The 26,091-nt window shown below is 65.2% G+C and carries 2 protein-coding genes; both read right to left on the bottom strand.

The features are described 5' to 3' along the window. Positions 1 to 124 precede the first annotated feature (124 nt). Complete coding sequence (locus G7025_RS05050) at positions 125 to 11,977, bottom strand: non-ribosomal peptide synthase/polyketide synthase (protein ID WP_181077075.1); 11,853 nt, start codon at positions 11,975 to 11,977, stop codon at positions 125 to 127. A 3-nt stretch (positions 11,978 to 11,980) separates the two neighbouring features. Then, positions 11,981 to 26,008, bottom strand: coding sequence for a non-ribosomal peptide synthase/polyketide synthase (locus tag G7025_RS05045; protein WP_181077073.1), 14,028 nt, complete (start codon positions 26,006 to 26,008; stop codon positions 11,981 to 11,983). Positions 26,009 to 26,091 lie beyond the last annotated feature (83 nt).

The raw sequence follows: 26,091 nt of genomic DNA, 5'->3' as shown, positions 1-26,091 counted from the left end.
CAGTGGTCAAACCAAGCCCGATGAGCGCCTTGCTTTCATCGGGCTTTTTCATGCCTTGCGCTCGTCCAAACCAGACGAAAAAAACCCGGATCCAAGGACCCGGGTGTCTGGCTCAGTCGCCACGTTACGTCATGGCGGCCACCAGGCTGGCGATGAACTCAGCGCTGTCGACGATCCCGTCATGATCGGTCTCGATCATCACTGAACGCTCGACGCGCCCCTGGCCGTGGATGCTCGCCATATGTTGCTCGATCAAGTCCTTGCAACGACCGGCCCGGCTTAACGAGGCCCACCAGCAACTGAGCGGCGCGTTGATCGGCTTGAAGTCGGCGGCCAGCATGCGTTCACTCAGGGCGCGGTCCACCTCCCAGGAAATCTGCGCCTCATTGCCGCGTAACAGCTCTTGCTTGATCGCAGTAAAGGCCTCGCCCAAAGTCTGCTCGGCCCAGCTCACGAACGCGTGCAATTGCGCGTGTTCATCGTCGGTAAGCCGCTGGCATCGCAGCCAGGCATCGTGGATCTGCTCGGCAAACGCCGGGAACATCACACCGAGCAGGGCGGCGCGGCGTTCATGGGTCGATACCGGGCGTTCCTCCTCGGCTACTACAGCCTCCCAGTAGGCCTTGAGCCATTGCGGCGGCGCGGCGTCGATCCAGCCGATAAACTCGACCGCGCGCCCCGCCTGCTCCAGCCCATAAGCCACTTCCATCGCCAGATTACCGCCCAGGGACCAGCCTGCCAGGCGGAACGGCCCTTGGGGCTGAGCTATCAACAGCTGCGCGGTGTAGTCCTCGACCATTGCTTGCCACTCGGGCACCGCAGTGCCCTCTTCGGCCAGGGCACGGCACATCACGCCGTACACCGGACGCTGCTCACGCAGGGCCAGGGCAATCGCGGTGTAGCAGTGCACCGCGCCGAAGCTGGGGTGGAACATAAACAGCGGCGTGCCTTGGGCCTGGCTGTTGAGTTTGACGATCGAGGAGCGCCGCGCCTCACCGTGCAGGCAATTGACCTGTCCACGCACGGTCGGGTTAAGCATCAACTGGCTGACCGACAAACCGACGCCGCTGATCTTGCGCAGGCGCTCCTTAAGCATCAGCACCAGCAGCGAATGGCCACCCAGCTCGAAGAAGTTGTCGTTAAGCCCTACTTGCTCAACCCCCAGCACGTCACGCCAGATCGCCGCCACCTGGCATTCGATCTCACTGTGGGGGGCCTCGAACGCCTGTGCCGCGTGGACCTCAGGCTTGGGCAACGCCTTGCGATCCAACTTGCCGTTGGGGCTCAACGGCATGTGTGTCAGCAGCACCCACTGCGTGGGAACCATGTAGTCCGGCAAGTGCGCCGCCAGATGCGCGCCGATCAAGGCTTTCCAGTCTTGCGGCGGCTGATGCAGCACCAGGTAACCCACCAGGTGCGTGCCGTCCACCGCCAGCACGGCGGCTTCGCGCACCCTGTCGTGCTCCAGCAGGCGTGCCTCGATTTCGCCCAATTCGATACGCAGCCCACGCAGCTTGACTTGATGATCAATGCGCCCGGCGTACTCGATGACGCCGTTGTCGCGATAACGCGCCAGATCGCCGGTCCGGTAGAGGCGTTCGCCGCTGCCGAACGGGTCGGTCACGAAACGTTCGGCCGTCAACCCGGCACGACGCTGATACCCCCGCGCCAAGCCGGCACCGCCCAGGTACAGCTCACCCAGTACGCCTATCGGGGTCGGTTCCAGATTGTCGTCCAGCACGTAGCACGTCAGGTTGGCAATCGGCCGGCCAATCGGCACCGCATCGGCGCCGTCATCAACACAGGTCCAGTGGGTCACGTCGATAGCGGCTTCGGTCGGTCCATACAGGTTGAACAACCCGGCCTGGGGCAGCTTGGCGAACACCTGCTGTTGTGTGTCTGCCGGCAGTGCCTCACCGCTGCACACGATGCGTTGCAGGCTGTGGCACGTCACCGCCGTGGGGTCCTGCAGAAATGCTTGCAGCATGGACGGCACGAAGTGCAGCGTGGTGATGCCCCGGGCATTGATCAGGTTGACCAGCCTGGCCGGATCGCGATGATCCCCAGGCGCCGCCACGACCAGGCGCGCACCGGTCAGCAACGGCCAGAAGAACTCCCATACCGACACGTCGAAGCTGAACGGAGTTTTCTGCAACACACTGTCGCCGGCGTTCAGGCCATAGGCCTGCTGCATCCAGCACAGCCGGTTGGTGAGCGCCGAATGCCGATTGCCGGCGCCCTTGGGCTGGCCGGTGGAGCCCGAGGTGTAGATCACATAGGCAAGGTTTTCGCCGTCGACCACGACCTGCGGGTTGTGCGCCTGGCTGTCTTGCAACCAGGCATCGCCTGGCTCCAGCACCCAGTACTGCACGCCGTGGGGAATCGGCAGGTCCTCAAGCAGGTGCGCCTGGGTCAGCAATAGCTTGACGCCACTGTCCTGCAGCATGTACGCCAGCCGCTCGCGCGGATATTCCGGGTCCAGCGGCACGTAAGCGCCGCCGGCCTTGAGCACCGCCAGCAGGCCAACGACCATCTCGACGGAACGTTCCACCGCCAGCCCGACCAGGACGTCCGGCCCTACCCCGGCAGCTATCAAACGATGGGCCAGGCGGTTTGCCCGCTGGTTGAGCTGGGTATAAGTCAGAGACTGCTCGGCGAACACCAGGGCCTGGGCATCGGGTGTACGTTCAACTTGTGCTTCGATAAGCCGATGCACACTGTGGTGCAACGGATATGTCTCGTGCGTGGCGTTCCAGGCCTGCACCACGCGCTGGCGTTCATCCTGGGCCAGCGACGGCAGCGCGCCCAGACACCGGGACGCGTCTTGCGCCAGTGCTTGCAGTAATTGCTCAAAGTGCTCGGCCAGACGCTGGATCTGCGCCGCATGAAAAGAGTGCCGACTGTAATTGAACTCAAGCCCCAAGGTGTCACCGATGCCCAGCAGCACGGTCAACGGGTAATGGGTCTGCTCCAGGCTGTGCACCGCACCAAAGCGCAACCCCGACGGCGCACCCTGTTCCAGCGCTTCGGACACCGGATAGTTTTCAAACACCAGGATGCTGTCAAACAGCGCCTCGCCGCCCAGCCCGGCCCAACGCTGGATCTCGAACAGGGGGGTGTGTTCCTGCTCGCGCAAGCGCACATTCTGGGCCTGGATGTGGTGCAACCATTGGCTCACCGTCATGCGTGCATCGGGCGTCGCCACCACCGGTAGCGTGTTGATGAACAACCCGACCTGTTGCTCGATCCCTCGCAGCTCCGCCGGGCGGCCGGCCACCGTGGCGCCGAACGCCACGGTGGCCTGCCCGGTGTGATGCCGCAACAGCAACAGCCAGGCCGCTTGCACCAAGGTATTGAGGGTCACCTTGTTGCTTTGGGCGAACGCCTTGAGATGCGCGGTGCGCGCGGCATCGAGCTGCAGCCGATGCTCACCGTTCACCGTCAAGGCCGGGTCGCTGGCCAGGACCGCGCGGGCCAGGCGTGTGGGCTCTTGCAGGTCTTGCAGTTGCGCCTTCCAGAAGGCCTCGCTGACCGACTTGTCCTGCGCCTGCAGCCAGGCAATGTAATCGCGATAACGTCCCAGCGGTGCACGCAGCGGCTCACCCGCATAATGCTGCAACACCTCACCGAACAGCTGCGAACCGCTCCAGCCGTCCATCAGGATGTGATGATTGGTGTAGATCAGGTGGTAGTCAGACGTGCCGGTTCGCACCACCGTCAGGTTCAACAGCGGCGCCTGCTCCAATACGAAACCCCGCGCTCTGGCCGATTCGGCGAGATGATCGAGGGCATCGCCACAGTCGCTGCGGCCTTGCCAATCCAGCTCGGCGAACGGCAGGCGTACCTGCTTGTAGACCACTTGCAACGGCTGCTCCAGCTCGGTCTGCCAGAGGAAACCGCTGCGCAGGATCTCGTGGTTGTCCACCGCCGCCTGCCAGGCCTGGCGGAAGCGCGCTACGTCCAGCCCTTGAACATCGATCCGCATCTGGTTGATGTAGTCACCGCCGCCTTGTATGTAAAGCGATTGGAACAGCATGCCCTGTTGCATCGGCGACAGTGGGTAAAGGTCTTCGACTTCGGACGCAGCCAGCGGCAACGCGTCCAACTGCGCCTGGGACAACTGTGCCAATGGGAAATCCGACGGTGTTACGCCGCGGTTGGCCGGTTCGCAGCAGTGCGCTATTACCGCCTTGAGTTCCTCGGTGTAGTCATCCGCCAAGCGTTGCACGGTCGCCTCAGCAAACATTTGCCGACTGAAACTCCAATTCAGCTTCAGTTCACCGCCGTACACCTGGCCATTGATTTCCAGCCAGTTGCCCAGCGGCGCGTCGGCGCTTTGCTCCGCACCGCTGGCGTCTGCGCACGGCGCGAATAAACCGGTCTCTTGGCCCGCATCAAAATTGCCGTCGAACTGCCCCAGGTAATTGAAGGTGATGCGTGGTTGCGGCAGTTCGCTCAGTGTTTGGCGAGCCTGGGGCGTGCCCAGATAACGCAGCGCACCGAAGCCCAAGCCTTTGTCGGGCACCGCGCGCAGTTGCTCCTTGATGTGCTTGAGCGAATCCGCCAACGAATCACTCGGCACCAGTTGCAGCGGATAGAGGCTGGTGAACCAACCGACGGTGCGGGTCAGGTCGATGTCGTCGAACAAGTCTTCGCGGCCATGCCCTTCCAGGCGTAATAACATTGACGACTCACCACTCCACCGCACGATGACGCGCGCCAGGGCGGTCAGCAGCAGGTCGTTGATCTGGGTGCGGTAAGCACTGGGCGCGTCCTGCAGCAAGCGGCGGGTGAATGCCTGATCCAGGTGCGTGGTCACGCTCAGTGCATGACGATTGCTCAAGCTGGCCTGCGGATCGGCACCCGGTAAGCCGACCGGGCTGCCGTCCAACTGTGCCTGCCACCAGGCCAGCTGTTGCGCCAGTGCGGCGCTGGCTGCGTAAGTTTGCAGGCGTTCGGCCCAAGCCCTTGTAGCGCTGGTCTTGGCCGGCAGTACCGGCGTGCGCCCTTCGGCGATCTGGCGATACGCCGTCTGCAAATCTTCCAGCAGGATGCGCCAGGACACGCCATCGACCACCAGATGGTGGATCACCAGCAATAAACGCTGGGTGCCATCGGCCAGATCAACCAGCACCGCACGCAGCAGCGGGCCGTTGCTCAGGTCCAGGCTGCGCTGGGCTTCTTCGCCCAATGCATCCAGCTCATCGGCGCTGTCCAACGCGGTCTGCCACAGCACCTGTTCAGCCTGGTGCTGCTGCGGTTCGCGATAGGCAGCGGTCCAGCCGACCGGTCCCTGGGTAAAGCTGCAGCGCAATGCATCGTGGTGCACGATCAACGCCTGCAGCGCAGCCACCAGCAGCGGAGCCTGTAACGGCTGATGCGCGTGCAGCACCACCGACTGGTTCCAGTGCTGGCGCTCAGGAATATCATCGGCAAAAAACGCCTGTTGCACCGGTAACAGCAACAACTCGCCGCTCAGTGGCGACTGGTCCAGCAGGGTCACGCCTTCGCCTTGCCGGGCTACCGAAGCCAGGCTTTGCACGGTCTGGTGCTGAAACAGGTCTTTAGGCGTAAACCGCACGCCGGCCTGGCGCGCGCGACTGACCACCTGGATCGAAATGATCGAATCCCCACCCAGTTCGAAGAAGTTATCGTGCAACCCAACCTGGGGCAGGCGCAGCACGTCCGCCCAGATCGCTGCAATCTGCTGCTCCAACTCACTCTGCGGCGCCACATACACCTGCTGCATCTGGCTCACGTCCGGCTCCGGCAGGCCCTTGCGGTCGAGCTTGCCGTTGGGGGTCAGCGGCATGTGCTCCAGAAACATCAGGTGCGTGGGCACCATGTAGTCCGGCAGGCGCGCTTTCAGGGCCCGGCGCAGGTTCTCGCGGCAGGTGGCTTGGGCCACGGCGTCGCTCAGCAAATGCGCATCCAGCGGCACCACATAGGCGACCAGCTGCTTGCCGTGCGGTCCTTCCTGGGCCACCACCACGGTTTCGCCGACACTGTCCTGTTCGCGCAGGCGCGCTTCGATCTCGCCCAGTTCGATACGGAAGCCTCGGATTTTCACTTGATGATCAACGCGGCCCAGATAATCCACCACGCCATCCGGGCGGCCACGGGTCAGGTCGCCGCTACGGTATACGCGGCTGCCGGGCTTGCCGAACGGGTCCGGCACAAAGCGTTCGGCGGTCAGCGCCGGGCGGTCCAGATAACCCCGCGCCACGCCCTCGCCGCCCAGGTACAGCTCGCCGGCCACGCCGATCGGTTGCAGGTTGAGTTGCGCGTCCAGGACGTAGCCGCTGCGGTTGCCCAGCAACGTGCCGATCGGCGCATACACCGCGCCGCAGGGGTCGCCTCGGCGAGCCTTCCATAGCAACGGCGTGACCACGGTTTCGGTCGGGCCGTAGCCGTTGAACAGGTAGGTCGGTTTGAGCGCGCGCCAGGCCAGGTCATAGCTGGCCTGGGCCACCGCATCGCCGCCAAAGCAGTACACGCGCACATTCGGCGGGTTGCCGTCGCGCTCGGCATGCTCGGCCAGCTGTTGCAGGTACACCGGCGGGAACACCGCCATGGTCACGTGGTGGCGGTGCATCTGCTCGTAGGTGTACTCCGGCAACCAAAGGCTGTCGTCGCGGATCAGCACGCTCGCGCCGTTGATCAGCGGGTGCATCCAGCCTTCGTGGGAGCCGTCGAAGGCGAACGACATAAAGTGCAGCTCGCAGTCGTCGGGGCCGGTTTCGTAGCGCTCGCCGGTGGCGATGATATGCGCCACCAACGGGCCGTGCGCCACCGCCACGCCTTTGGGCAGGCCGGTGGAGCCGGAGGTGTAGATCACGTAGGCCAGGTTGTCGCCGTCCAGTGCGATGTCTGGCGCGGTGGCGCGGTTGTCGGACCAGACCTGTGTCTGATCGATTGCAAGAACATGCAAGCCGTCCGGGATCGGCAAGCGTTGTTGCACAGACGAATGAGTCAGCAGCAACTGCGCATGGCTATCCTGCAGCATGTACAGCAGACGGTCGCGCGGGTATTCGATATCCAGCGGCACATACACACCACCGGCTTTCATGACTGCCAGGAACGCCACCATGCTCTCGGCACTGCGCGGCATGGCGATGGCTACGCGCACTTCCGCGCCGACGCCACGAGCGATCAGGGCGTGGGCCAGGCGATTGGCCTGGCTGTCCAGCTCGCCATAGGTGAGGGTCTGCGTAGCGAATTTCACCGCCACGGCGCCGGGATTTTCCCGCGCACGATCGGCGAACAACTCATGCACCAGGCGCCGGGACGAGAAGCCGGAATCGGTGCGGTCCCACAACGCCAGGATCTGCTGCCGCTCGTGGGCGTCCAGCAGGTTCAATTGGCTCAGGCTTTGCTGCGGGTCGGCCACCATCGCTTGCAACAGATGCTGCCAGTGACGCGCCATGCGTTGCACGGTGCCGGCTTCAAACAGGTCCAGGGCATACCCCAAGGTGGCCCAAATGCCTTCGGTGGACTCCTGAATATCCAGGTCCAGGTCGAAATGCGCAGTCTTGCTTGCCCATTCAAGCCCTTCGACGCGCAGGTGCGGCAACTGGTGCTGCGCTTGAGCCTGACCCACATCGGTCTGGTGGTTGAACATGACCTGGAACAGCGGGTTATGGCTCAGGCTGCGCTCGGGCTGCAGTGCTTCTACCAGTTGTTCAAAGGGCAAGTCCTGATGGGCCTGGGCTTCAAGTGCCCGTTGCCGGGTCTGCTGCAGCAATTGTGTGACGCTCATCTGGCCATCAATGTCCGCCGCGAGCACCTGGGTGTTGACGAAGAAGCCGATCAGTCGCTCGGTCTCGCTGCGATTGCGGTTGGCAATCGGCACGCCGACGCGGATTTGCGCCTGGCCGCTGTAGCGGTGCAGCAAGGTCTGGAACGATGCCAGCAACAGCATGAACACGGTCACGCCTTGCTGCTGGGCCAGGGCCTTGAGGTCGCGGGTCAGCGTCGGCGCCAGTTCGAAGGCCAGGCGCGCACCACGGTGGCTCTGCACCGCCGGGCGTGGGTGGTCGAACGGCAACTCCAGCACGCTCTGCTCGCCGCCGAGCCTGTCGCGCCAGTACGCCAGTTGGCGGTCTTTCTCGCCCGCGTCCATCCAGTGACGCTGCCACACGGCGTAGTCGGCGTACTGGATCGGCAACGCCGGCAGTTGCGGGGCCTGGCCCTGGCTGCAGGCGGCATACAATTGCACCAGTTCCTCGACCAGCACTTGCATTGACCAGCCATCGGAAACGATATGGTGCTGCACCAGCACCAGCACATGCTCATCCTCGGCCAAGCGCAGCAACGACACGCGCATCAACGGCCCTTGTTGCAGATCGAAGGGCTGCGCGATCTCGGCCTCGATCCAGGCCTTGAGCGCGTCCTCATCGACATCGGCACGGGCAATCTGCAGCGCCCTGCGCGGTTCAATCACTTGAACCGTACGCGCGTGCTCCTGGCGCAAATGGGTGCGCAGGCTTTCATGGCGCGCCAGCAGGGCGTCGAAGCTGCGTTGCAGCGCCGGCACATCCAACGTGCCTTTCAAACGCAGGGCGCTGGGGATGTGGTACGCCGCACTCTGCGGCTCCAACTGCCAGAGAAACCACTGGCGCTCCTGAGCATAGGACAGCGGCAACGGTTGGTCGCGTGGGGCCGCGACCAGCGGCGGTGCTGTTGATACAGCAGGGGCCTGCGCGTCGAGCGCGGCGACAAACCCCTCCAGGCGCGGCTGCTCGAACAGCGTCTTGAGCGGCACCTCCAGGTTCAGCTCGCTGCGAACGCGCGAGACCACCTGCATCGCCAGCAACGAATGCCCACCGGATTCGAAGAAGTGCTGGTTCAGGCCAACGCGCTCCATGCCCAGGATAGACGCCCAGATGGCTGCTACCTGCTGCTGCAGGGGCGTCACCGGCGCCTGCCACGCCGGCTGCATGGCCGTCGCATCGGCCTTGGGCAGCGCCTGGCGGTCGAGCTTGCCGTTGGGGCTCAACGGCATGCGTTCGAGGAAGATCAGATGGGCCGGCACCATGTAATCCGGCAACTGATCGCGCAGGCTGGCCTTGAGCTGCTCGGCGACTTCAACCTGCTGCGCGGCAGACAAGGGCTGCGTCGGCACCAGGTACGCCACCAGTTGGTTATCGGCCGCCAGCAGCAACGCTTCGCGCACCGGGTCCTGCGCCAGCAGCAACGCTTCGATTTCACCCAGCTCGATGCGGAAGCCGCGAATTTTGACTTGATGGTCGGCCCGCCCGACATACTCGATCACGCCATCGGCGCGGTAACGCGCCAGGTCGCCGGTGCGGTACAGACGCTCGCCCAGGCGGCTGAACGGGTCGGCGACAAAGCGCTCGGCGGTCAGGTCCGGCCGTTGCAGGTAAGCGCGGGCCAAGCCGCTGGCACTGGCGATATACAACTCGCCTACCGCGCCGATCGGCAACAGATTGAGGTTGCCGTCGAGCACATACAGGCCACGACCGCGCAACGCCCGGCCGATAGGGCTGGCGCTGTTGCCAATCACAACGTTGTCGGCGCTGCAGTCGAGGGTGCTTGAGACCACCGTGGCTTCGGTCGGCCCATAGGTATTGAGCAGGCGTACAGCCCCCAGCCCGGCCTGGCGCCACAGGGCCGGGCCGTCCAGCGGCATGGCTTCGCCGCCGATATGGACCTGGCGCAAGGCACCGTAAGAACGTGGCCCGGCCGCCAGGCAGTCGTGCAGGAATAACTTCCAATAAGCTGTCGGCAAGTCGGCCAGGGTAATGCCCTGGTCGATGATCTGGCGATACAGCTGCGCACCGTCCCACAGTTGCGGGCCGCGCAGCACCACGGTGGCGCCAAGGGTCAGGGCCGGGTAAAGCTGCTCGACAAAACCGTCGAAGTTCAGGGTGGCGAACTGCAACACTCGGTCCTGCGGCACCAGGCGCGAATACTCGGCCGCGATACCGGCGAACTCACTGAGTGCCGCATGACTGATGGCCACGCCCTTGGGCTTGCCGGTGGAGCCCGAGGTGTAGATCACGTACGCGAGGCTGTGGGGTTCGAACGTAACTGCGGGGTTGTGCTCGCCAAAGTGCGCCAATTGCGCCTCGGCCTGGTCGATATCCAGGGCCGTCACCCCGTGCGGCAGCGGCAGACGCTGACGCAGGTGCGAGTGAGTCAGCACCCTCTGTACGCCACTGTCCTGGAGCATATGCACCAGGCGCTCGCGGGGATAATCGGGGTCGAGCGGCACGTAGGCGCCGCCGGCCTTGAGCACCGCCAACAGGCTGACCACCATGGCCAACGAGCGCTCGACCGCGATCCCCACCAACACTTCCGGGCCCACGCCCTGGGCGATCAGATAGTGCGCCAATCGGTTGGCCTGGCGGTTCAGCTCGCCATAGCTGAGAGCCTGCTCGTCGAGGACCAGAGCCTGGCGTTCAGGCTGCCGGAAGGCCTGGGCCTCGAACAGATGATGCACGGCCTGCAAGCTGCCGACGGTGGCCGGGGCGTTCCAGTCCCGCAGCAGCACCTGGTGCTCGGCTGTGCCCAGCATCGGCAACGCACTCAGACGGTTGCCGGGCTCGTTCACCAGTGCCTCGAGCAGGTGTTGCCAGTGCTGCGCCAGGCGCTCGATAGTGGTTGCGTCGAACAGGTCAGTGGCATAGGTCAGCGCGGCCCAGATGCCTTCGGCGGACTCATGGGTGTCCAGGCTCAAGTCGAAATGGGTGGTGGGGCTGTCCCACTCCAGCTCAGTCACACGCAGGCCGGGTAACTGTTGGCCGCCGCGCCCGCCCTGGGCATCGGTCTGGTGGTTGAACATCACTTGGAACAGCGGGTTGTGACTCAAGCTGCGCTCAGGCTGCAACGCCACCACCAACTGTTCGAACGGCAGATCCTGGTGCGCCTGGGCTTGCAGGGCGCGTTGCTTGGTCTGCTGCAGCAGTTGCGTAAACGTCATCTGCCCGTCGAGGTCGGCCTTGAGCACCTGGGTATTGACGAAAAAGCCGATCAATCGCTCGGTTTCGACCCGATTGCGGTTGGCGGTCGGCACGCCGATGCGAATATCCGCCTGGCCGCTGTAGCGAAACAGCAGGGTCTGGAAGGACGCCAGCAACAGCATGAACAACGTCACGCCTTCTTGCTGCGCCAGGCGCTTGAGCGCTGTCACCCGCTGCGCACCGAGGTGGACCTGCAGGCTCGCGCCTCGATGGCTTTGCCGTGCCGGACGAGGATGATCCAGAGGCAGTTCCAGTACGGGTTGCTCGCCCCCCAGCAGCGCCTGCCAGTACGCCAGTTGCCGGGCTTTTTCACCCGCCTCCATCCACCGCCGCTGCCACAGTGCGTAATCGGCGTACTGGATCGGCAGCTCAGGCAATGCCAGGTCCTGGCCCTGGCTGTAAGCGGCATATAGCTGCACCAGTTCCTCGACCATCACCTGCATCGACCAGCCGTCGGAAACGATATGGTGCTGCACCAGCACCAGCACATGCTCATCCGCCGCCAGTTGCAGCAGGTTGACGCGTAGCAGCGGCCCCTGCTGCAGATCGAAGGGCCGCGCGACGTCCTCGGCAACCCTTGCCATCAGGGTTTGTTCGCTGACACTGTCGCACTGGATGTGAATGCGCGCCTCGGGCGCTGCGGTCTGCAGCAGGTGCTCGCCGTCCTGAACCAGATGCGTGCGCAGGCTTTCATGTCGGGCCAGCAGCGTATCGAAACTGCGTTGCAGGGCTGGCAGGTCCAGGTGCCCCTGCAAGCGCAGGGCACCTGGGATGTGATAAGTGCTGTTGTGCGGGTCCAGTTGCCACAGGAACCACTGACGTTCCTGGGCATAAGACAGCGGCAGGTATTGGCCGGCCTCGCGAACCGCGGCTATCGGCAGTTGGGCAAAGCTCATGCCGCGACTTTGCAGGCGCTGATAAAACTGCTGGCGCTGTTCCAGCGGCAGGCGAAGAAAGCGCGAGACCAGATCGATATTAGGGTTGGAAAGCATGGGTCAAATCGCCTCTAGTTCGCTCAAGAAGTCACGAAGGTCGTCAAAATCTTCCGCGCTGCCGGCACGGAAGGTGGCTGCGGCCTGGACATAGGCACACAGGGTTTCGGTCTGGAACACTTCCACCAGCGGCACGTCCAGACCCAGCTCGGCCTGCACCCGCGAGGTGATCTGGATTGCCAGCAGCGAATGCCCGCCCACCTCGAAGAAGTTGTCGTTGAGTCCCACCTGGGGCAGGTGCAGCACCTGGGCCCAGATCGCGGCGATCTGCTGCTCCAGTTCGGTTTCGGGGGCTACGTAGGCCTGTTGCATCAGGCTCACGTCCGGCTCCGGCAGGCCCTTGCGGTCGAGCTTGCCGTTGGGGGTCAGGGGCATGTGCTCCAGGAACATAAAGTGCGTGGGCACCATGTAATCCGGCAGGCGCGCTTTCAGGGCGCGGCGCAGGGTGTCGCGCAATGCGCTGTCGTCGGTGGCACGGGTCGGCACCACATAGGCCACCAGTTGTTTACCGGACGGGCCGTCGTGGGCCACCACCACGGTTTCGCCGACGCTGTCCTGTTCGCGCAGGCGCGCTTCGATCTCGCCCAGCTCGATACGGAAGCCTCGGATTTTCACCTGATGGTCAACGCGGCCCAGATAATCCACCACCCCATCCGGGCGGCCACGGGTCAGGTCGCCGCTGCGGTATACGCGGCTGCCGGGCTTGCCGAACGGGTCCGGCACAAAGCGTTCGGCGGTCAGCGCCGGGCGGTCCAGATAACCGCGCGCCACGCCCTCGCCGCCCAGGTACAGCTCGCCGGCCACGCCGATCGGTTGCAGGTTGAGTTGCGCGTCCAGGACGTAGCCGCTGCGGTTGCCCAGCAACGTGCCGATCGGCGCATACACCGCGCCGCAGGGGTCGCCTCGGCGAGCCTTCCATAGCAACGGCGTGACCACGGTTTCGGTCGGGCCGTAGCCGTTGAACAGGTAGGTCGGTTTGAGCGCGCGCCAGGCCAGGTCATAGCTGGCCTGGGCCACCGCATCGCCGCCAAAGCAGTACACGCGCACATTCGGCGGGTTGCCGTCGCGCTCGGCATGCTCGGCCAGCTGTTGCAGGTACACCGGCGGGAACACCGCCATGGTCACGTGGTGGCGGTGCATCTGCTCGTAGGTGTACTCCGGCAACCAAAGGCTGTCGTCGCGGATCAGCACGCTCGCGCCGTTGATCAGCGGGTGCATCCAGCCTTCGTGGGAGCCGTCGAAGGCGAACGACATAAAGTGCAGCTCGCAGTCGTCGGGGCCGGTTTCGTAGCGCTCGCCGGTGGCGATGATATGCGCCACCAACGGGCCGTGCGCCACCGCCACGCCTTTGGGCAGGCCGGTGGAGCCGGAGGTGTAGATCACGTAGGCCAGGTTGTCGCCGTCCAGTGCGATGTCTGGCGCGGTGGCGCGGTTGTCGGACCAGACCTGTGTCTGATCGATTGCAAGAACATGCAAGCCGTCCGGGATCGGCAAGCGTTGTTGCACAGACGAATGAGTCAGCAGCAACTGCGCATGGCTATCCTGCAGCATGTACAGCAGACGGTCGCGCGGGTATTCGATATCCAGCGGCACATACACACCACCGGCTTTCATGACTGCCAGGAACGCCACCATGCTCTCGGCACTGCGCGGCATGGCGATGGCTACGCGCACTTCCGCGCCGACGCCACGAGCGATCAGGGCGTGGGCCAGGCGATTGGCCTGGCTGTCCAGCTCGCCATAGGTGAGGGTCTGCGTAGCGAATTTCACCGCCACGGCGCCGGGATTTTCCCGCGCACGATCGGCGAACAACTCATGCACCAGGCGCCGGGACGAGAAACCGGAATCGGTGCGGTCCCACAACGCCAGGATCTGCTGCCGCTCGCTGGCGTCCAGCAGGTTCAATTGGCTCAGGCTTTGCTGCGGGTCGGCCACCATCGCTTGCAACAGATTCAGCCAGTGGCTGGCCATGCGCTCAATGGTTGCAGGGGCAAACAGGTCAGTCGCGTAGCTCAGGGAAGCACGCAGCAGGGTCGAACTTTCTTCCACGTCCAGCGCCAGGTCGAACTGGGCCACGTGTTCGTCCCAGCTCAGTACGTCGACCTCCAATTCGGTGAGGCGCTGCAGATGGCGCTCGGCAGCGCTCATGCGGTGGTTGAACATCACTTGGAACAGCGGGCTGAGGCTCATGCTGCGTTCAGGCTGCAAGGCTTCCACCAGTTGCTCGAACGGCAGGTCCTGATGGGCCTGAGCTTCCAGGGAACGCTGACGAGTCTGTTGCAACAGCTGCGCCACGCTCATTTGCCCATGGACATCGGCCTTGAGCACCTGGGTATTGACGAAAAAGCCGATCAGCCCTTCGGTTTCCAGGCGATTGCGGTTGGCAATCGGCACGCCGATGCGCACATCTTCCTGGCCACTGTAACGGTGCAGCAAGGCTTGGTAGGACGCCAGCAACACCATCGGCAAGGTCGCTGCACTGCGTTGCGCGAGGTTGCTCAGGCCCGCCAGCAGCGGGCCCGACAGCGCAACGCTCAGGCGCGCGCCGCGATGGCTTGGCAGCGCCGGGCGCTGATAGTCAAACGGCAACTCCAGCACCGGCTGCACGCCGCCCAACTGCTCGCGCCAGTACGCCAGTTGGCGGTCTTTCTCGCCTGCGTCCATCCAGCCGCGCTGCCACACGGCGTAATCGGCGTACTGGATCGGCAATGCCGGCAACTGCGCGGTATGGCCCTGGCTGAAGGCGGCATACAGCTGAACGAGCTCCTCGACCAGCAGTTGCATCGACCAGCCATCGGAGACGATATGGTGCTGCACCAGCACCAGCACATGCTCCTGCGCCGCCAGGCGCAGCAATTGCACGCGCAGCAGCGGCCCACGCAGCAGGTCGAACGGCCGTGCGACGGTCTCGGCGACCCGTGCCGTGAGCGCGGCTTCATCGATATCGACCCGCTCGATTTCAATCCGCACCCGCGCCTCGATTACTTGCACAGTGCCGGCGGCGTCCTGGTGTATATGGGTGCGCAGGCTTTCATGCCGCGCCAGCAAGGCGTCGAAACTGCGTTGCAGCGCAGCCAGGTCCAGCGCGCCTTTCAAACGCAAGGCACTGGGGATGTGGTACGCCGCGCTTTGCGGATCCAGTTGCCAAAGGAACCACTGGCGTTCCTGGGCGTAGGACAGCGGTAATGGCTGCTGGCGGTCGACGGGCAGCAACGCCGGAGCGCGTACGCCCTCCTCGCCCAGTGCATTCACAAAGTCACTCAGCACGGGGTGTTCGAACAGCCGCTTGAGCGCCACTTCCACCCCCAGCGCCTGACGCACCCGCGAGACCACGCGAGTGGCCAGTAATGAGTGCCCGCCCGATTCGAAGAAGTGATCGTCCAGGCTCACCCGAGGCAGTTCCAGCACCTCAGCCCAGATCGCCGCGATTGTCTGCTGGCGTGCGGTCACCGGTGCGACGTAGGCACCGCCCGACAGACCGGCGTCAGCCTTGGGCAGCGCTTTGCGGTCGAGCTTGCCGTTGGGGGTCAGAGGCAGGCTGTCGAGGAGGACCAGGTGCGCGGGCACCATGTAGTCCGGCAAACGCGTGCGCAACGCTGCCTTATAAACCTCGGCCGGCTGGGGCGTCGCCGTCACCAGATAAGCGATCAGACGGTCGTTATCGGCCAGCACCACGGCCTCGCGCACGGCCTCGAGATCGCGCAGGCACGCTTCGATTTCACCGAGTTCGATACGGAAGCCCCGCACCTTGACCTGATGATCGACCCGGCCGATATACGCCACCACGCCGTCGGCGCGATAGCGCGCCAGATCGCCGGTGCGATACAGGCGTTCGCCCGGCGCACCATAGGGGTTGGGCACAAAGCGTTCGGCCGTCAGCGCCGGCCGCGCATGGTAACCGCGTGCCAGGCCCGCCCCGCCGATCAGCAGTTCGCCAGGGGCACCGACCGGGTTGGGCGACAGCCCGGCATTGAGGATGAACAGCTGGGTGTTGGCGATGGGCCGTCCAATAAACGGCTGCGCCTGCAGCAGGCGATGCGCCGCCGACCAGATGGTGGTTTCGGTGGGGCCATACAGGTTCCACACCGGGCCCTGCAGGTCGAGCAGGCGCTGGGCCAGATCGGCCGACAACGCTTCACCGCCGCACAGACTCTTGATGCCGCGCAGCAGAGGCGCGCGCGGGCTTTCCAGCAACATGCGCCACGTCGATGGCGTGGCTTGCAGCACGTTGGCGCGCTGGGTGTGCGCCAGGTCGAGGATCGCCTCGGGATCGAGCGCCAGGGCCTGTTCGCCCAACAGCAGCGTGGCGCCGACGCTCAACGGCACGTACAGCTCCAGGGCAAAAATGTCGAACGAGAACGTGGTCAGCGACAGCATTCGCGCGTCGGCCGCAATCTCCAGCGTGCCGGCCATGCCGCAGGTAAAACTGCACAGGGCCTCGTGTCGCACCATCACGCCCTTGGGCTTGCCGGTGGAGCCCGAGGTGTAGATCACGTAGGCCAGGTGTTGCGGTGTGACGTGGACCGTCGGGTTGTGTTCGGCACCGCCGGCGTCGTCGACCAGCAGCACCTGCAGGCCCTGGGATTGCGCCAGGCGATCGTGCAAGTGTGCCTGGGTCAACAACACCCGGGCGTGGCTGTCTTGCAGCATAAAGGCCAGGCGTTGCGCCGGGAATTGCGGGTCCAGCGGCACATAGGCGCCACCGGCCTTGAGGGTCGCCAGCAGGCTGACCACCATCTCCGCGCAGCGCTCCACATGCACCGCCACCAGCACGTCCGGGCCGACGCCGGCGGCGATCAGGCGATGGGCCAGGCGGTTGGCGCGACGATTGAGCTCACCGTAGCTCAGCGTCTCGTCATTGAACTGCAGCGCGATGGCCGCCGGCTGTGCCTGGGCCTTGGCTTCGAACAACTGATGCACACACTGCGTCCGTGGGTAGTCGACCGCGCTGTGATTCCAGTCCTCGATGCTCTGCTGCCATTGAGGCGCGCTGAGTATCGCCAGGTCGTCCACGGCCTGGGAGACATCGCGCACGACCGCGCGCAGCAGGTTCTGCCAATGTTCAGCCAGGCGCTCGATGGTGGCCGCGTCGAACAGATCGGTGGCGTACGTCAGCGACGCCCAGAGCCCGGCAGCCGACTCCTCGGTTTCCAGGTTCAGGTCGAACTGGGTCGTGTGACCGGCCCAGTCCAACGGCTGCAGTTCCAGGCCGGGCAACTGCGGCGGGCCGGCGCGCAGGCTGTCCTGATGATTGAACATCACCTGGAACAGCGGGTTGTGGCTCAGGCTGCGCTGCGGTTGCAGGGCCTCCACCAGTTGCTCGAACGGCAGATCCTGATGGGCCTGGGCTTCCAGCGCGCGCTGCTTGACCTGGGCCAGCAACCGGTCGAACCCCATCTGCCCCTGCACCTGGGCCTGCAACACCTGGGTGTTGACGAAGAAGCCGATCAGACGCTCGGTTTCCAGGCGATTGCGGTTGGCGATCGGCACGCCCACGCGAATCTCGGATTGGCCGCTGTAGCGGTGCATCAACGCCTGGAACGCGGCCAGCAACAGCACAAACAGAGTAACGTCCTGACGCTGTGCGAGGGCCTTGAGATCGGCCACCAGCGCGCGGTCGAGCGGCACCTGTCGCCGAGCGCCGCGATGGCTCTGCACCGCCGGGCGCGGATGGTCCAGCGGCAGTTCCAGCAGCGCGTGTTCGCCGCCCAGGCGGCGGCACCAGTAATCGAGTTGACGTTGCTTTTCGCCGGCCGCCATCCAGTCGCGTTGCCACGCGGCGTAGTCGGCATACTGAAGCGGCAGCGCCGGTAATAGGGCCTGGCCCTGATACAACGCGAGCAGTTCGTCGACCATCACCTGCATCGACCAGCCATCGGAAATGATGTGGTGTTGGGTGATTACCAGCACGTGGTGATCGAGGTCGACTTGCAGCAGTTTGACGCGCATCAACGGACCATCGACCAGGTCAAAGGGCCGTTGAATTTCCTGCGCGACGCTGTGTGCGAGCGACGCCGGCGCAACGCGCTGGTGTTCGACTGCAACCCCAGCCTGCGGGTGGATGACTTGCCACACCTGCTCGCCCGCCTCCCGAAACGTCGTGCGCAACGGTTCATGCCGCTGCACCAGGGCCAGGCACGCGCGCTCCAGCGCCGGAGTATCCAGCTGGCCACGCAGGTGCAGGGCCATCGGCACATGGTAGGCCGCGCTGGTCGGGTCCAGTTGCCACAGGAACCATTGCCGCTCCTGGGCATAGGACAGCGCCAGCGGCCGCTCACGCGACACCGCAACCATCGGCGGCGCGGTATCGGCCTGCACGCCCGCGCACGCCACGGCAAACGCTTCCAGCGTCGGCTGTTCGAACAGCACGCGCAGCGGTACTTCCAGCTTAAGGTCATGGCGCACCCGGGAAATCACCTGGGTGGCCAGCAAGGAGTGCCCGCCGCGCTCGAAGAAATGGTCATCCAACCCCACCGCCTCGACCTGCAGCACTGCCTGCCAGATCGCGGCCAGTTGCATCTGCAGCGCGGTCTGCGCGGCGCGATAGGCCTGGCGCGATGGGCTCAGGTCCGGGGCCGGCAACGCGCGGCGATCGAGTTTGCCGCTGGGGTTCAGGGGCAGCGCGTCGAGCACTACCCAATGCGCCGGCACCATGTAGTCCGGCAGCGACCGTTGCAGGATCGTCGCCAGGGCCTGGGTATCCAGCGCCTGCGCCAGGGCGGGCACCACATAAGCGACCAACTGCGCACCGGTCGCGCTCGGCCGGGCGATCACGGCGGCCTCGCGCACCTGCGGCAGGGCTTGCAGGTGAGCTTCGATCTCGCCCATTTCGATCCGGAAACCGCGCACTTTGACTTGATGGTCGATACGCCCCACATACTCCAGGTCACCCGCTGCGTTGCGGCGGGCCAGGTCTGCGCTGCGGTAGAGCCGCGCGCCCGGCGTGCTGGAAAACGGGTCCGGAAGGAAGCGCTCGGCGGTCAGCGCCGGGCGGTCGAAGTAGCCCTGGGCCAGGCCGGCTTCGGCGCCGATGCACAGCTCGCCGACGCCTTCGCCGCCGAGCAGGTCGAAGGCACTGTCGAGCACATACAGTGCGCGCCCTTCGGTGGCGCGGCCAATCGGCACGCCGTACGCTTCGTTGGCATCCGCAAGGTGGCAGGTGTGCACGCTGGACACCACCGTGGCCTCGGTCGGCCCGTAGGTATTAACCAGGCGCACCTGCCCCAGCCCGGCGGCGTGCCAGGCGCGCAGCCCTTCCACCGACATCGCCTCGCCGCCCACATGCACCTGGCGCAGCTTGCCCAGCGTGCGGCCATCCATGGCGCACTCCTTGGCCAACAAGTACCAGTACGCTGCGGGCAGGTCGGCCAGGGTCACGTCCTGCTCGACGATTTCCCGCGCCAGTTGTCCGGCATCCCACAACTCATCACCACGCATGATCAGCGCCGCGCCCCTGCACAGCGGCGGGTAGCACTGCTCGACAAACCCGTCGAAGCTGAACGTGGCGAACTGCAGCACACGATCATCGCGACGCAACTGGCTGTAGACCGAGGCGCTGTCGCAGAACTGGCCGAGGGCGGCATGATCGATGGCCACGCCCTTGGGTTGGCCGGTGGAACCGGAGGTGTAGATCACATAGGCCAGGTCGGCGGCAGCGGCATGGTTGGGCGGATTGACCGCCGGGTAACCCGCCAGCTCCGCCCCTTCGGCGCTGAAGTCCAGGCGGGTCAGGCCCTGGGGCAGCGGCAGGTCGGCCAGCAGCCCGGTTTCGCTGAGCAGCAGGTTCAAGCGACTGTCGGCCAGCATATAGGCCAGGCGTTCGGCGGGGTATTTGGGGTCCAGCGGCACGTAGGCCGCGCCGCTCTTGAGCACAGCCAGCAGGCTGACGATCAGCTGCGGACCCCGGCGGCACGCCAGGCCCACGCGCTGGCCAGGGCCGACGCCAAGCGCCAGCAGACGATGGGCCAGGCGGTTGGCCCGCGCGTTGAGTTGTGCGTAGCTCAACCGCACATCGCCCGCCTGCACGGCCAGTGCGTCAGGGGTACTGGCGGCCTGGACGGCGATGCGTTCGTGCACGCGCGCGCTGCACTGCGCGGCGGCAGGCGATCGGCTGCAGGCGAGCAGTTCGCGCCGGGTGTCGGGCGCCAGCAGGTGCAGGCTGCCCAACGGTGCCCGGGCATCGGCGAGCAGTTGCACCAGCAGGTGCCGCAGGTTGGCGCCGAGTCGGCTGACTTGCTCGGCACTGAAACGCGCGCGGTCGTAGCTGAACTCCAGACGCAGGCTCGCGCCCAGCTCGATGCCAAGGGTCAGCGGGTAATGGGTCCGCTCGTGGTTATGCAACGGGCCGAAAGTCAGCCCGGCGGGCGCACCCTGCTTGAGGGCGTCGGCTACCGGGAAGTTTTCGAACACCAGCAGCGTGTCGAACAGCGCGCCCTGCTGGCCGGCCCAGCCTTGAATGTCATAGAGCGGTACGTGTTCGTGATCGCGCAGGCTCAAGTTGAGGGTTTGCAACTCGCTGAGCCAATCGGCGGCCGACTGTGCCGGCGACGCCGCGCTGACCATCGGCAACGTATTGATAAACAGGCCCAACTGCTGCTCGATCCCCGGCAACGGCGCCGAGCGCCCGGCGACCGTGGCGCCGAAGGCGACGCAGGCCTGGCCGGTATAGCGCTGCAACAGCAAGGCCCAAGCCCCCTGCAGCAGGGTATTGAGGGTGATTTTATGAGTGCGGGCGAACTCGCCGAGGGCGCGGGTGAAGTCGGCGTCCAGCACGATGGGGTAATCGGCCATGCCGCTGCCGTTGACGGGCACACGCAGCGCATCGGCCAGCAGAGTCGGCGCCTCAAGAGGTGCCAAGGCCGCTTTCCAGAACGCTTCGCCGCTGGGTTGTTGCTGCAGCCAGCCGAGGTAATCGCGGAACTGCCCCGTCGGCGCAGGCACTGCGTGGCCGGCATAGTGAGCGATCACTTCGGCGAGCAATTGGGCGTTACTCCAGCCATCCATCAGGATGTGGTGACTGGTGAAAATCAGGTGCCATGCATTGCCGGCGCCGCGCACCAGCATCAGGCGAAACAGCGGCGCCGCGTCGAGGGCAAAGCCCCTGTCGCGTTCAGCATCGGCCAATGCATCCAGGTCGGCGCCCGTGTCTTCGATCACCTGCAACTGCAGGTCGACCTGACGCTGGATCAGTTGATGGGCACTGTCCAGGCCCAGCCAGTGAAAGCTGCTGCGCAGGATGTCATGGCGGTCCAGAGCGGCCTGCCAGGCGCGCCCGAAGGCCAGCAGGTCCAGGCCTTGGATATCCAGGCGCAATTGGTTGATGTAGGCCTGGGCCTGGGGCTCGTACAAGGTATGGAACAGCATGCCCTGCTGCATCGGCGACAGCGGGTAGAGATCGGCAATCTGCGGCCCCGCCACGGGCAACGCCTCCAGTTGCGCCTGGCTCAGGCGCGCCAGTGGGAAGTCGGACGGCGTGACCTGCCCGGCCGGCGTGGCACAGCATTGTTCGATCACGGCCTTGAGTTCGACGGCATACTCGTTCGCCAGACGCTGGATGGTCGCCACGTCGTACATGTCGCTGCTGAAGCCCCAGCGCAACGCCAACTCACCGCCGTACACCTGCCCTTCCACGGTCAGCCAGTTGGCCAGCGGGGCCTCGGGGTCCTGGGCCTGACCGCCGCCCTGCGTCGAAGGGACGAACAGCGCCGACGCATCGAACTGGCGGTCGAATTGGCCCAGGTAGTTGAACGTGATGCGCGGCGCGACCTGGCTCGCCAGGCTTTGGCGCGCGGCCGGGGTGCCGAGGTAGCGCAGCAGGCCGTAGCCGATGCCTTTGTGCGGCACGGCGCGCAGTTGCTCCTTGACTGCCTTGATGGCGCTCGACAACTCGCCGCCGGCCTGCAGGAGCATTGGGAACAGACTGGTGAACCAACCGACGGTGCGGCTCAGGTCGAGATCGTCGAACAGGTCTTCGCGGCCATGACCTTCCAATTGGATCAGCGCCGCAGGCTGCTGGCTCCAGCGGCTGATGACCCGCGCCAGGGCGGTCAGCAACAGGTCGTTGACCTGGGTGCGATAGGCCGCCGGGGCATCCTGCAGGAGTCGCCGGGTGTGCTCGGCGTCGAGACGGATTTCGAGGGTGCGGCCCAGGCGGTTCTGCAGGCCGCCATGAGGGTTGTCGCAGGGCAGATCCGCCGCCATGGTCTGCGCCTGCCAGTACGGCAGTTGCGCGTCGAGGGTCAGTGCATGGGCCTGCAATTGCTGCGCCCAGCGTTGGTAGGCGCTGGTCTTGGCCGGCAGTGCGGCGTGGCGATAAGCCTGTTGCAGATCCTCCAGCAGCACGCGCCAGGACACGCCATCGACCACCAGGTGATGGACCACCAGCAACAGCCGCTGCGTACCATCGGCCAGCGTCGCCAAGGTGGCGCGCAGCAAAGGGCCGTGTTCCAGCTCCAGGCTGCGCTGGGCTTCATCGCACACGGCGGCCAGTTCGCTGTCGTCGGCGACCTGGGTTTGCCATAGCGCCGCATCAGTGACCGGCGCGGCATGCCATTGCAGCCACTGGCCGTCCCGCTCGACGAAGCGCAGGCGCAAGGCATCGTGGTGATTGATCAACTGGGTCAGGGCCGCTTCCAGGCGTGCCGGTGCCAAGGCTTCCCGTGGGGTCAGCAGCAGCGATTGGTTCCAGTGATGACGCGCCGGGATCGCCTGCTCGAAGAAGCCGGCCTGCACTGGGGTAACGATCACGTCGCCGCTGACAGGCCCTTGGTCGATCAGCGCCAATTGCTCAAAGCCCGCCACGCGCGCGAGACTGCGCACGCTCTGGTATTGGAACAGGTCGCGCGGGCTGAGGCGGATGCCGGCCTGACGGGCGCGGCTGACCACCTGAATGGAGATGATCGAATCGCCGCCCAGTTCGAAAAAGTTATCGTCCAGGCCGACCTGGGGCACGCCGAGCACGTCGCTCCAGATTGCCGCCAGCGCCTGTTGCAGAGGGTTTTCCGGCGCGCTGTAGACCTGCTGCGGCGCAGCATCCGGCTGCGGCAAGGCTTTGCGGTCGAGCTTGCCGTTCGCGGTCACCGGCAGCTTGTCCAGGTGTACCCAGTGGGTCGGCACCATGTACTCCGGCAGGCTGTTGAGCAACCAGTCCTTAAGATCGTCCGGCGCGTCACCTTGGAGAACCAGATAGGCCACCAATTGCTTGCCGCCCTGCACCAGCACCACGGCTTCACGCACCGATGGGTGCTGCAACAGGCGCGTTTCGATTTCCCCCAGTTCGATCCGCAGGCCGCGCAGCTTGACCTGATGGTCGAGACGCCCCAGGTATTCGATCACCCCGGTGGCACGCTGGCGCACGCGGTCGCCGGTGCGGTAAAGACGCGTGCCGTCGCCGAACGGGCTGGGCACAAAGCGCTCGGCGGTCAGCGCCGCACGGCGATGGTAACTGCGGGCCAGGCCGGTGCCGCCCAGGTACAGCTCGCCGGACACGCCGGCGGGCACCGGGTTGAGTTGGGCGTCGAGCACATAGGTGCCGAGATTGGCGATGGGACGGCCGATGGGCACGCAGTCGGCGCCTTCATCGACGCAGGTCCAATGGGTCACGTCGATGGCGGCTTCGGTCGGGCCGTAGAGGTTGTACAGATTGGCCGCCGGCAGCTTGGCGAACACCTGTTGCTGCGCCTCCAGCGGCAAGGCTTCGCCGCTGCACACGATGCGCTTGAGGCTCGCGCAGGCCTGCACGCCCGGCTCGTGGATAAACGCCTGCAGCATCGACGGCACGAAGTGCACCGTGGTGATGGCGTGACGGCCGATGGTTTCGATCAAGCGCGCCGGTTCGCGGTGCTCGCCAGGAGCCGCGACCACCAGGCGCGCGCCGGTCATCAGCGGCCAGAAGAACTCCCACACCGACACGTCAAAGCTGAACGGGGTTTTCTGCAGGACCGCGTCACTCCCATCCAGCCCGTAGGCTTGCTGCATCCAGCACAGACGGTTGACCAGCGCGCGATGGCTGTTACCGGCCCCCTTGGGTTTGCCGGTGGAGCCGGAGGTGTAGATCACGTAGGCCAGGTTCAGCGCGTGCACGCTCACTTCGAGCGATGCGCTGCTGTAGCCCTCCAGCCACTCGGTAGGCTGATCGAGGGCAATCGCTCGGATACCCGCAGTGGGCAACGACGGCAGCAGGCTCTGCTGGGTAAGCAGCAGTTGGACGCCGCTGTCTTCAAGCATGTAGGCCAGGCGCTCCTGGGGGTATTCGGGGTCGAGCGGCACGTAGGCGCCGCCCGCCTTGAGAATCGCCAGCAGGCCGATGACCATTTCCATCGAGCGCTCGACGCAGATCCCCACCAGCACATCGGGACCGACGCCCTGCTCGACCAGCGCGTGGGCCAACTGGTTGGCGCGGCCATCGAGCTGGGCATAGCTCAGGGTGGTATCGCCGAACTGCAAGGCCGGGGCATCAGGGGTGGCGCGTACTTGATCTTCGATCAGGTGGTGGATGCCGCGCTCGGTGGGATAGGTTTGCGCGGTCTGGTTCCAGGTGCGGGTCACGCGTTGGAGTTCGTCGGCGTCCAGCATCGGCAACTCGCCGATACGCTGCTCGCCATCGCCCACCATGGCGTGCAGCAGGCTGATCCAGTGGCGGGCCATACGCTCGATGGACGGCGCGTCGAACAGGTCGTTGGCGTAGGTCAGCGCGGCGTGCAGGGTGCCGGACTTTTCGTAGGTGTCCAGGGTCAGGTCGAACTGGGTGGTACGGCCTTGCCATTCCACCAGGGCCAGCTCCAGGCCCGAGGCAGTGCTGACCGAAGCGATGTCGGCCACCACCGGTTGGTGGTTGTACATCACCTGGAACAGCGGCGTATGGCTCAGGCTGCGTTCGACGTGCAGCGCTTCCACCAGGCGTTCGAAGGGCAATTCCTGGTGGGCCTGGGCGCCGAGGGCATGTTCCTTGATGGCTTGCAGCAGTTCGGCGACGCGGGTTTGCCCGGTCAATTCGGTGCGCAGTACCTGGGTGTTGACGAAGAAGCCGATCAGCCCTTCGACTTCCGTGCGGTTGCGGTTGGCGATCGGCACGCCGACGCGGATATCGCCCTGGCCGCTGTAGCGATGCAACAGCACGTTGAACGCACCGAGCAGCAGCATGAACAGGGTCACGTTGTGCTGTTGAGCGCAGCGACGCAATTGCGCGGCAAGGTCCGCATCAATCGCGAAGTGATGGCGAGTGCCCTGATAGCTGGGCATGGCCGGGCGCGGACGGTCGGTGGGCAGTTCCAGCACCGGGTGCTCATCCCCCAGGCGCGCCTGCCAGTAATCCAGTTGCCGCGCCTGCTCCCCCGCTTCCAGCCAGCGGCGCTGCCACAGGGCGTAGTCGCTGTATTGGATCGGCAGCGGCGGCAGTCGGGGGGGTTCGTTGCGTTCGTAGGCGTCGTAGCTGCGGATGAATTCGTCGATCAGCACGTTCATCGACCAACCGTCGGAGACGATATGGTGCAGGGTCAGCAGCAGCACATGCTCCCGCTCGGCGAGCTTCAGCAGTTGCACGCGCAGCAGCGGACCGTGTTCCAGATCGAACGGTAACAGCGACTGGCGCACCGCCGCGTCGCTCACCGCCTGCTCCCGCTCGGCCAGCGGCAGGTCGCTCAGGTCGAGCTGCTCCACCGCCACCGAGGGCTCGATGCCCACCTGCGACAAGCGTTCATCAGCCTGGCGCTGAAACACCGTGCGCAGGGTTTCGTGGCGCTCGACCAGACTGGCGAACGCCTGTTCCATGGCCCGCAGGCTCAGGGCCCCCGTGAGCCGCACCGCGCCCGGCAGGTTGTACGCGCCACTGGTCGGGTCCAATTGCCAAAGAAACCACATGCGCTGCTGCGCGTAGGACAACGCCTGGCGATCTTCCGCCTGCACCCCGGCCGGAATCGGAAACCGCGAAAACTCCACGCCTTCTGTCTGTAAGGCCTGCAGGAACCTCTGGCGTTTTTCCAGGGGCAACCCGATAAACCGGCGAGCAAGTTTCAAGGAGTCTTCAGCATTCATTTCTTGGGATCCGGAGCAATAGGCAGGAAGCACAAAGGCACGTCGTCCCTATAAAACGAATCGCGAAAGGAAAAATTAGCGAG

Origin of the sequence: Pseudomonas lurida, assembly GCF_013522705.1 — a bacterium.
GTDB classification, from domain to species: domain Bacteria; phylum Pseudomonadota; class Gammaproteobacteria; order Pseudomonadales; family Pseudomonadaceae; genus Aquipseudomonas; species Aquipseudomonas quebecensis.
Note: the sequence above shows the minus strand (reverse complement) of the source record. Positions and strands in the feature narration are given on the sequence as shown.

Excerpts from the sequence above, each read along its gene's own strand:
- G7025_RS05050 (WP_181077075.1), bottom strand. The coding sequence starts at position 11,977 with ATGCTTTCCAACCCTAATATCGATCTGGTCTCGCGCTTTCTTCGCCTG.
- G7025_RS05045 (WP_181077073.1), bottom strand. The coding sequence starts at position 26,008 with ATGAATGCTGAAGACTCCTTGAAACTTGCTCGCCGGTTTATCGGGTTG.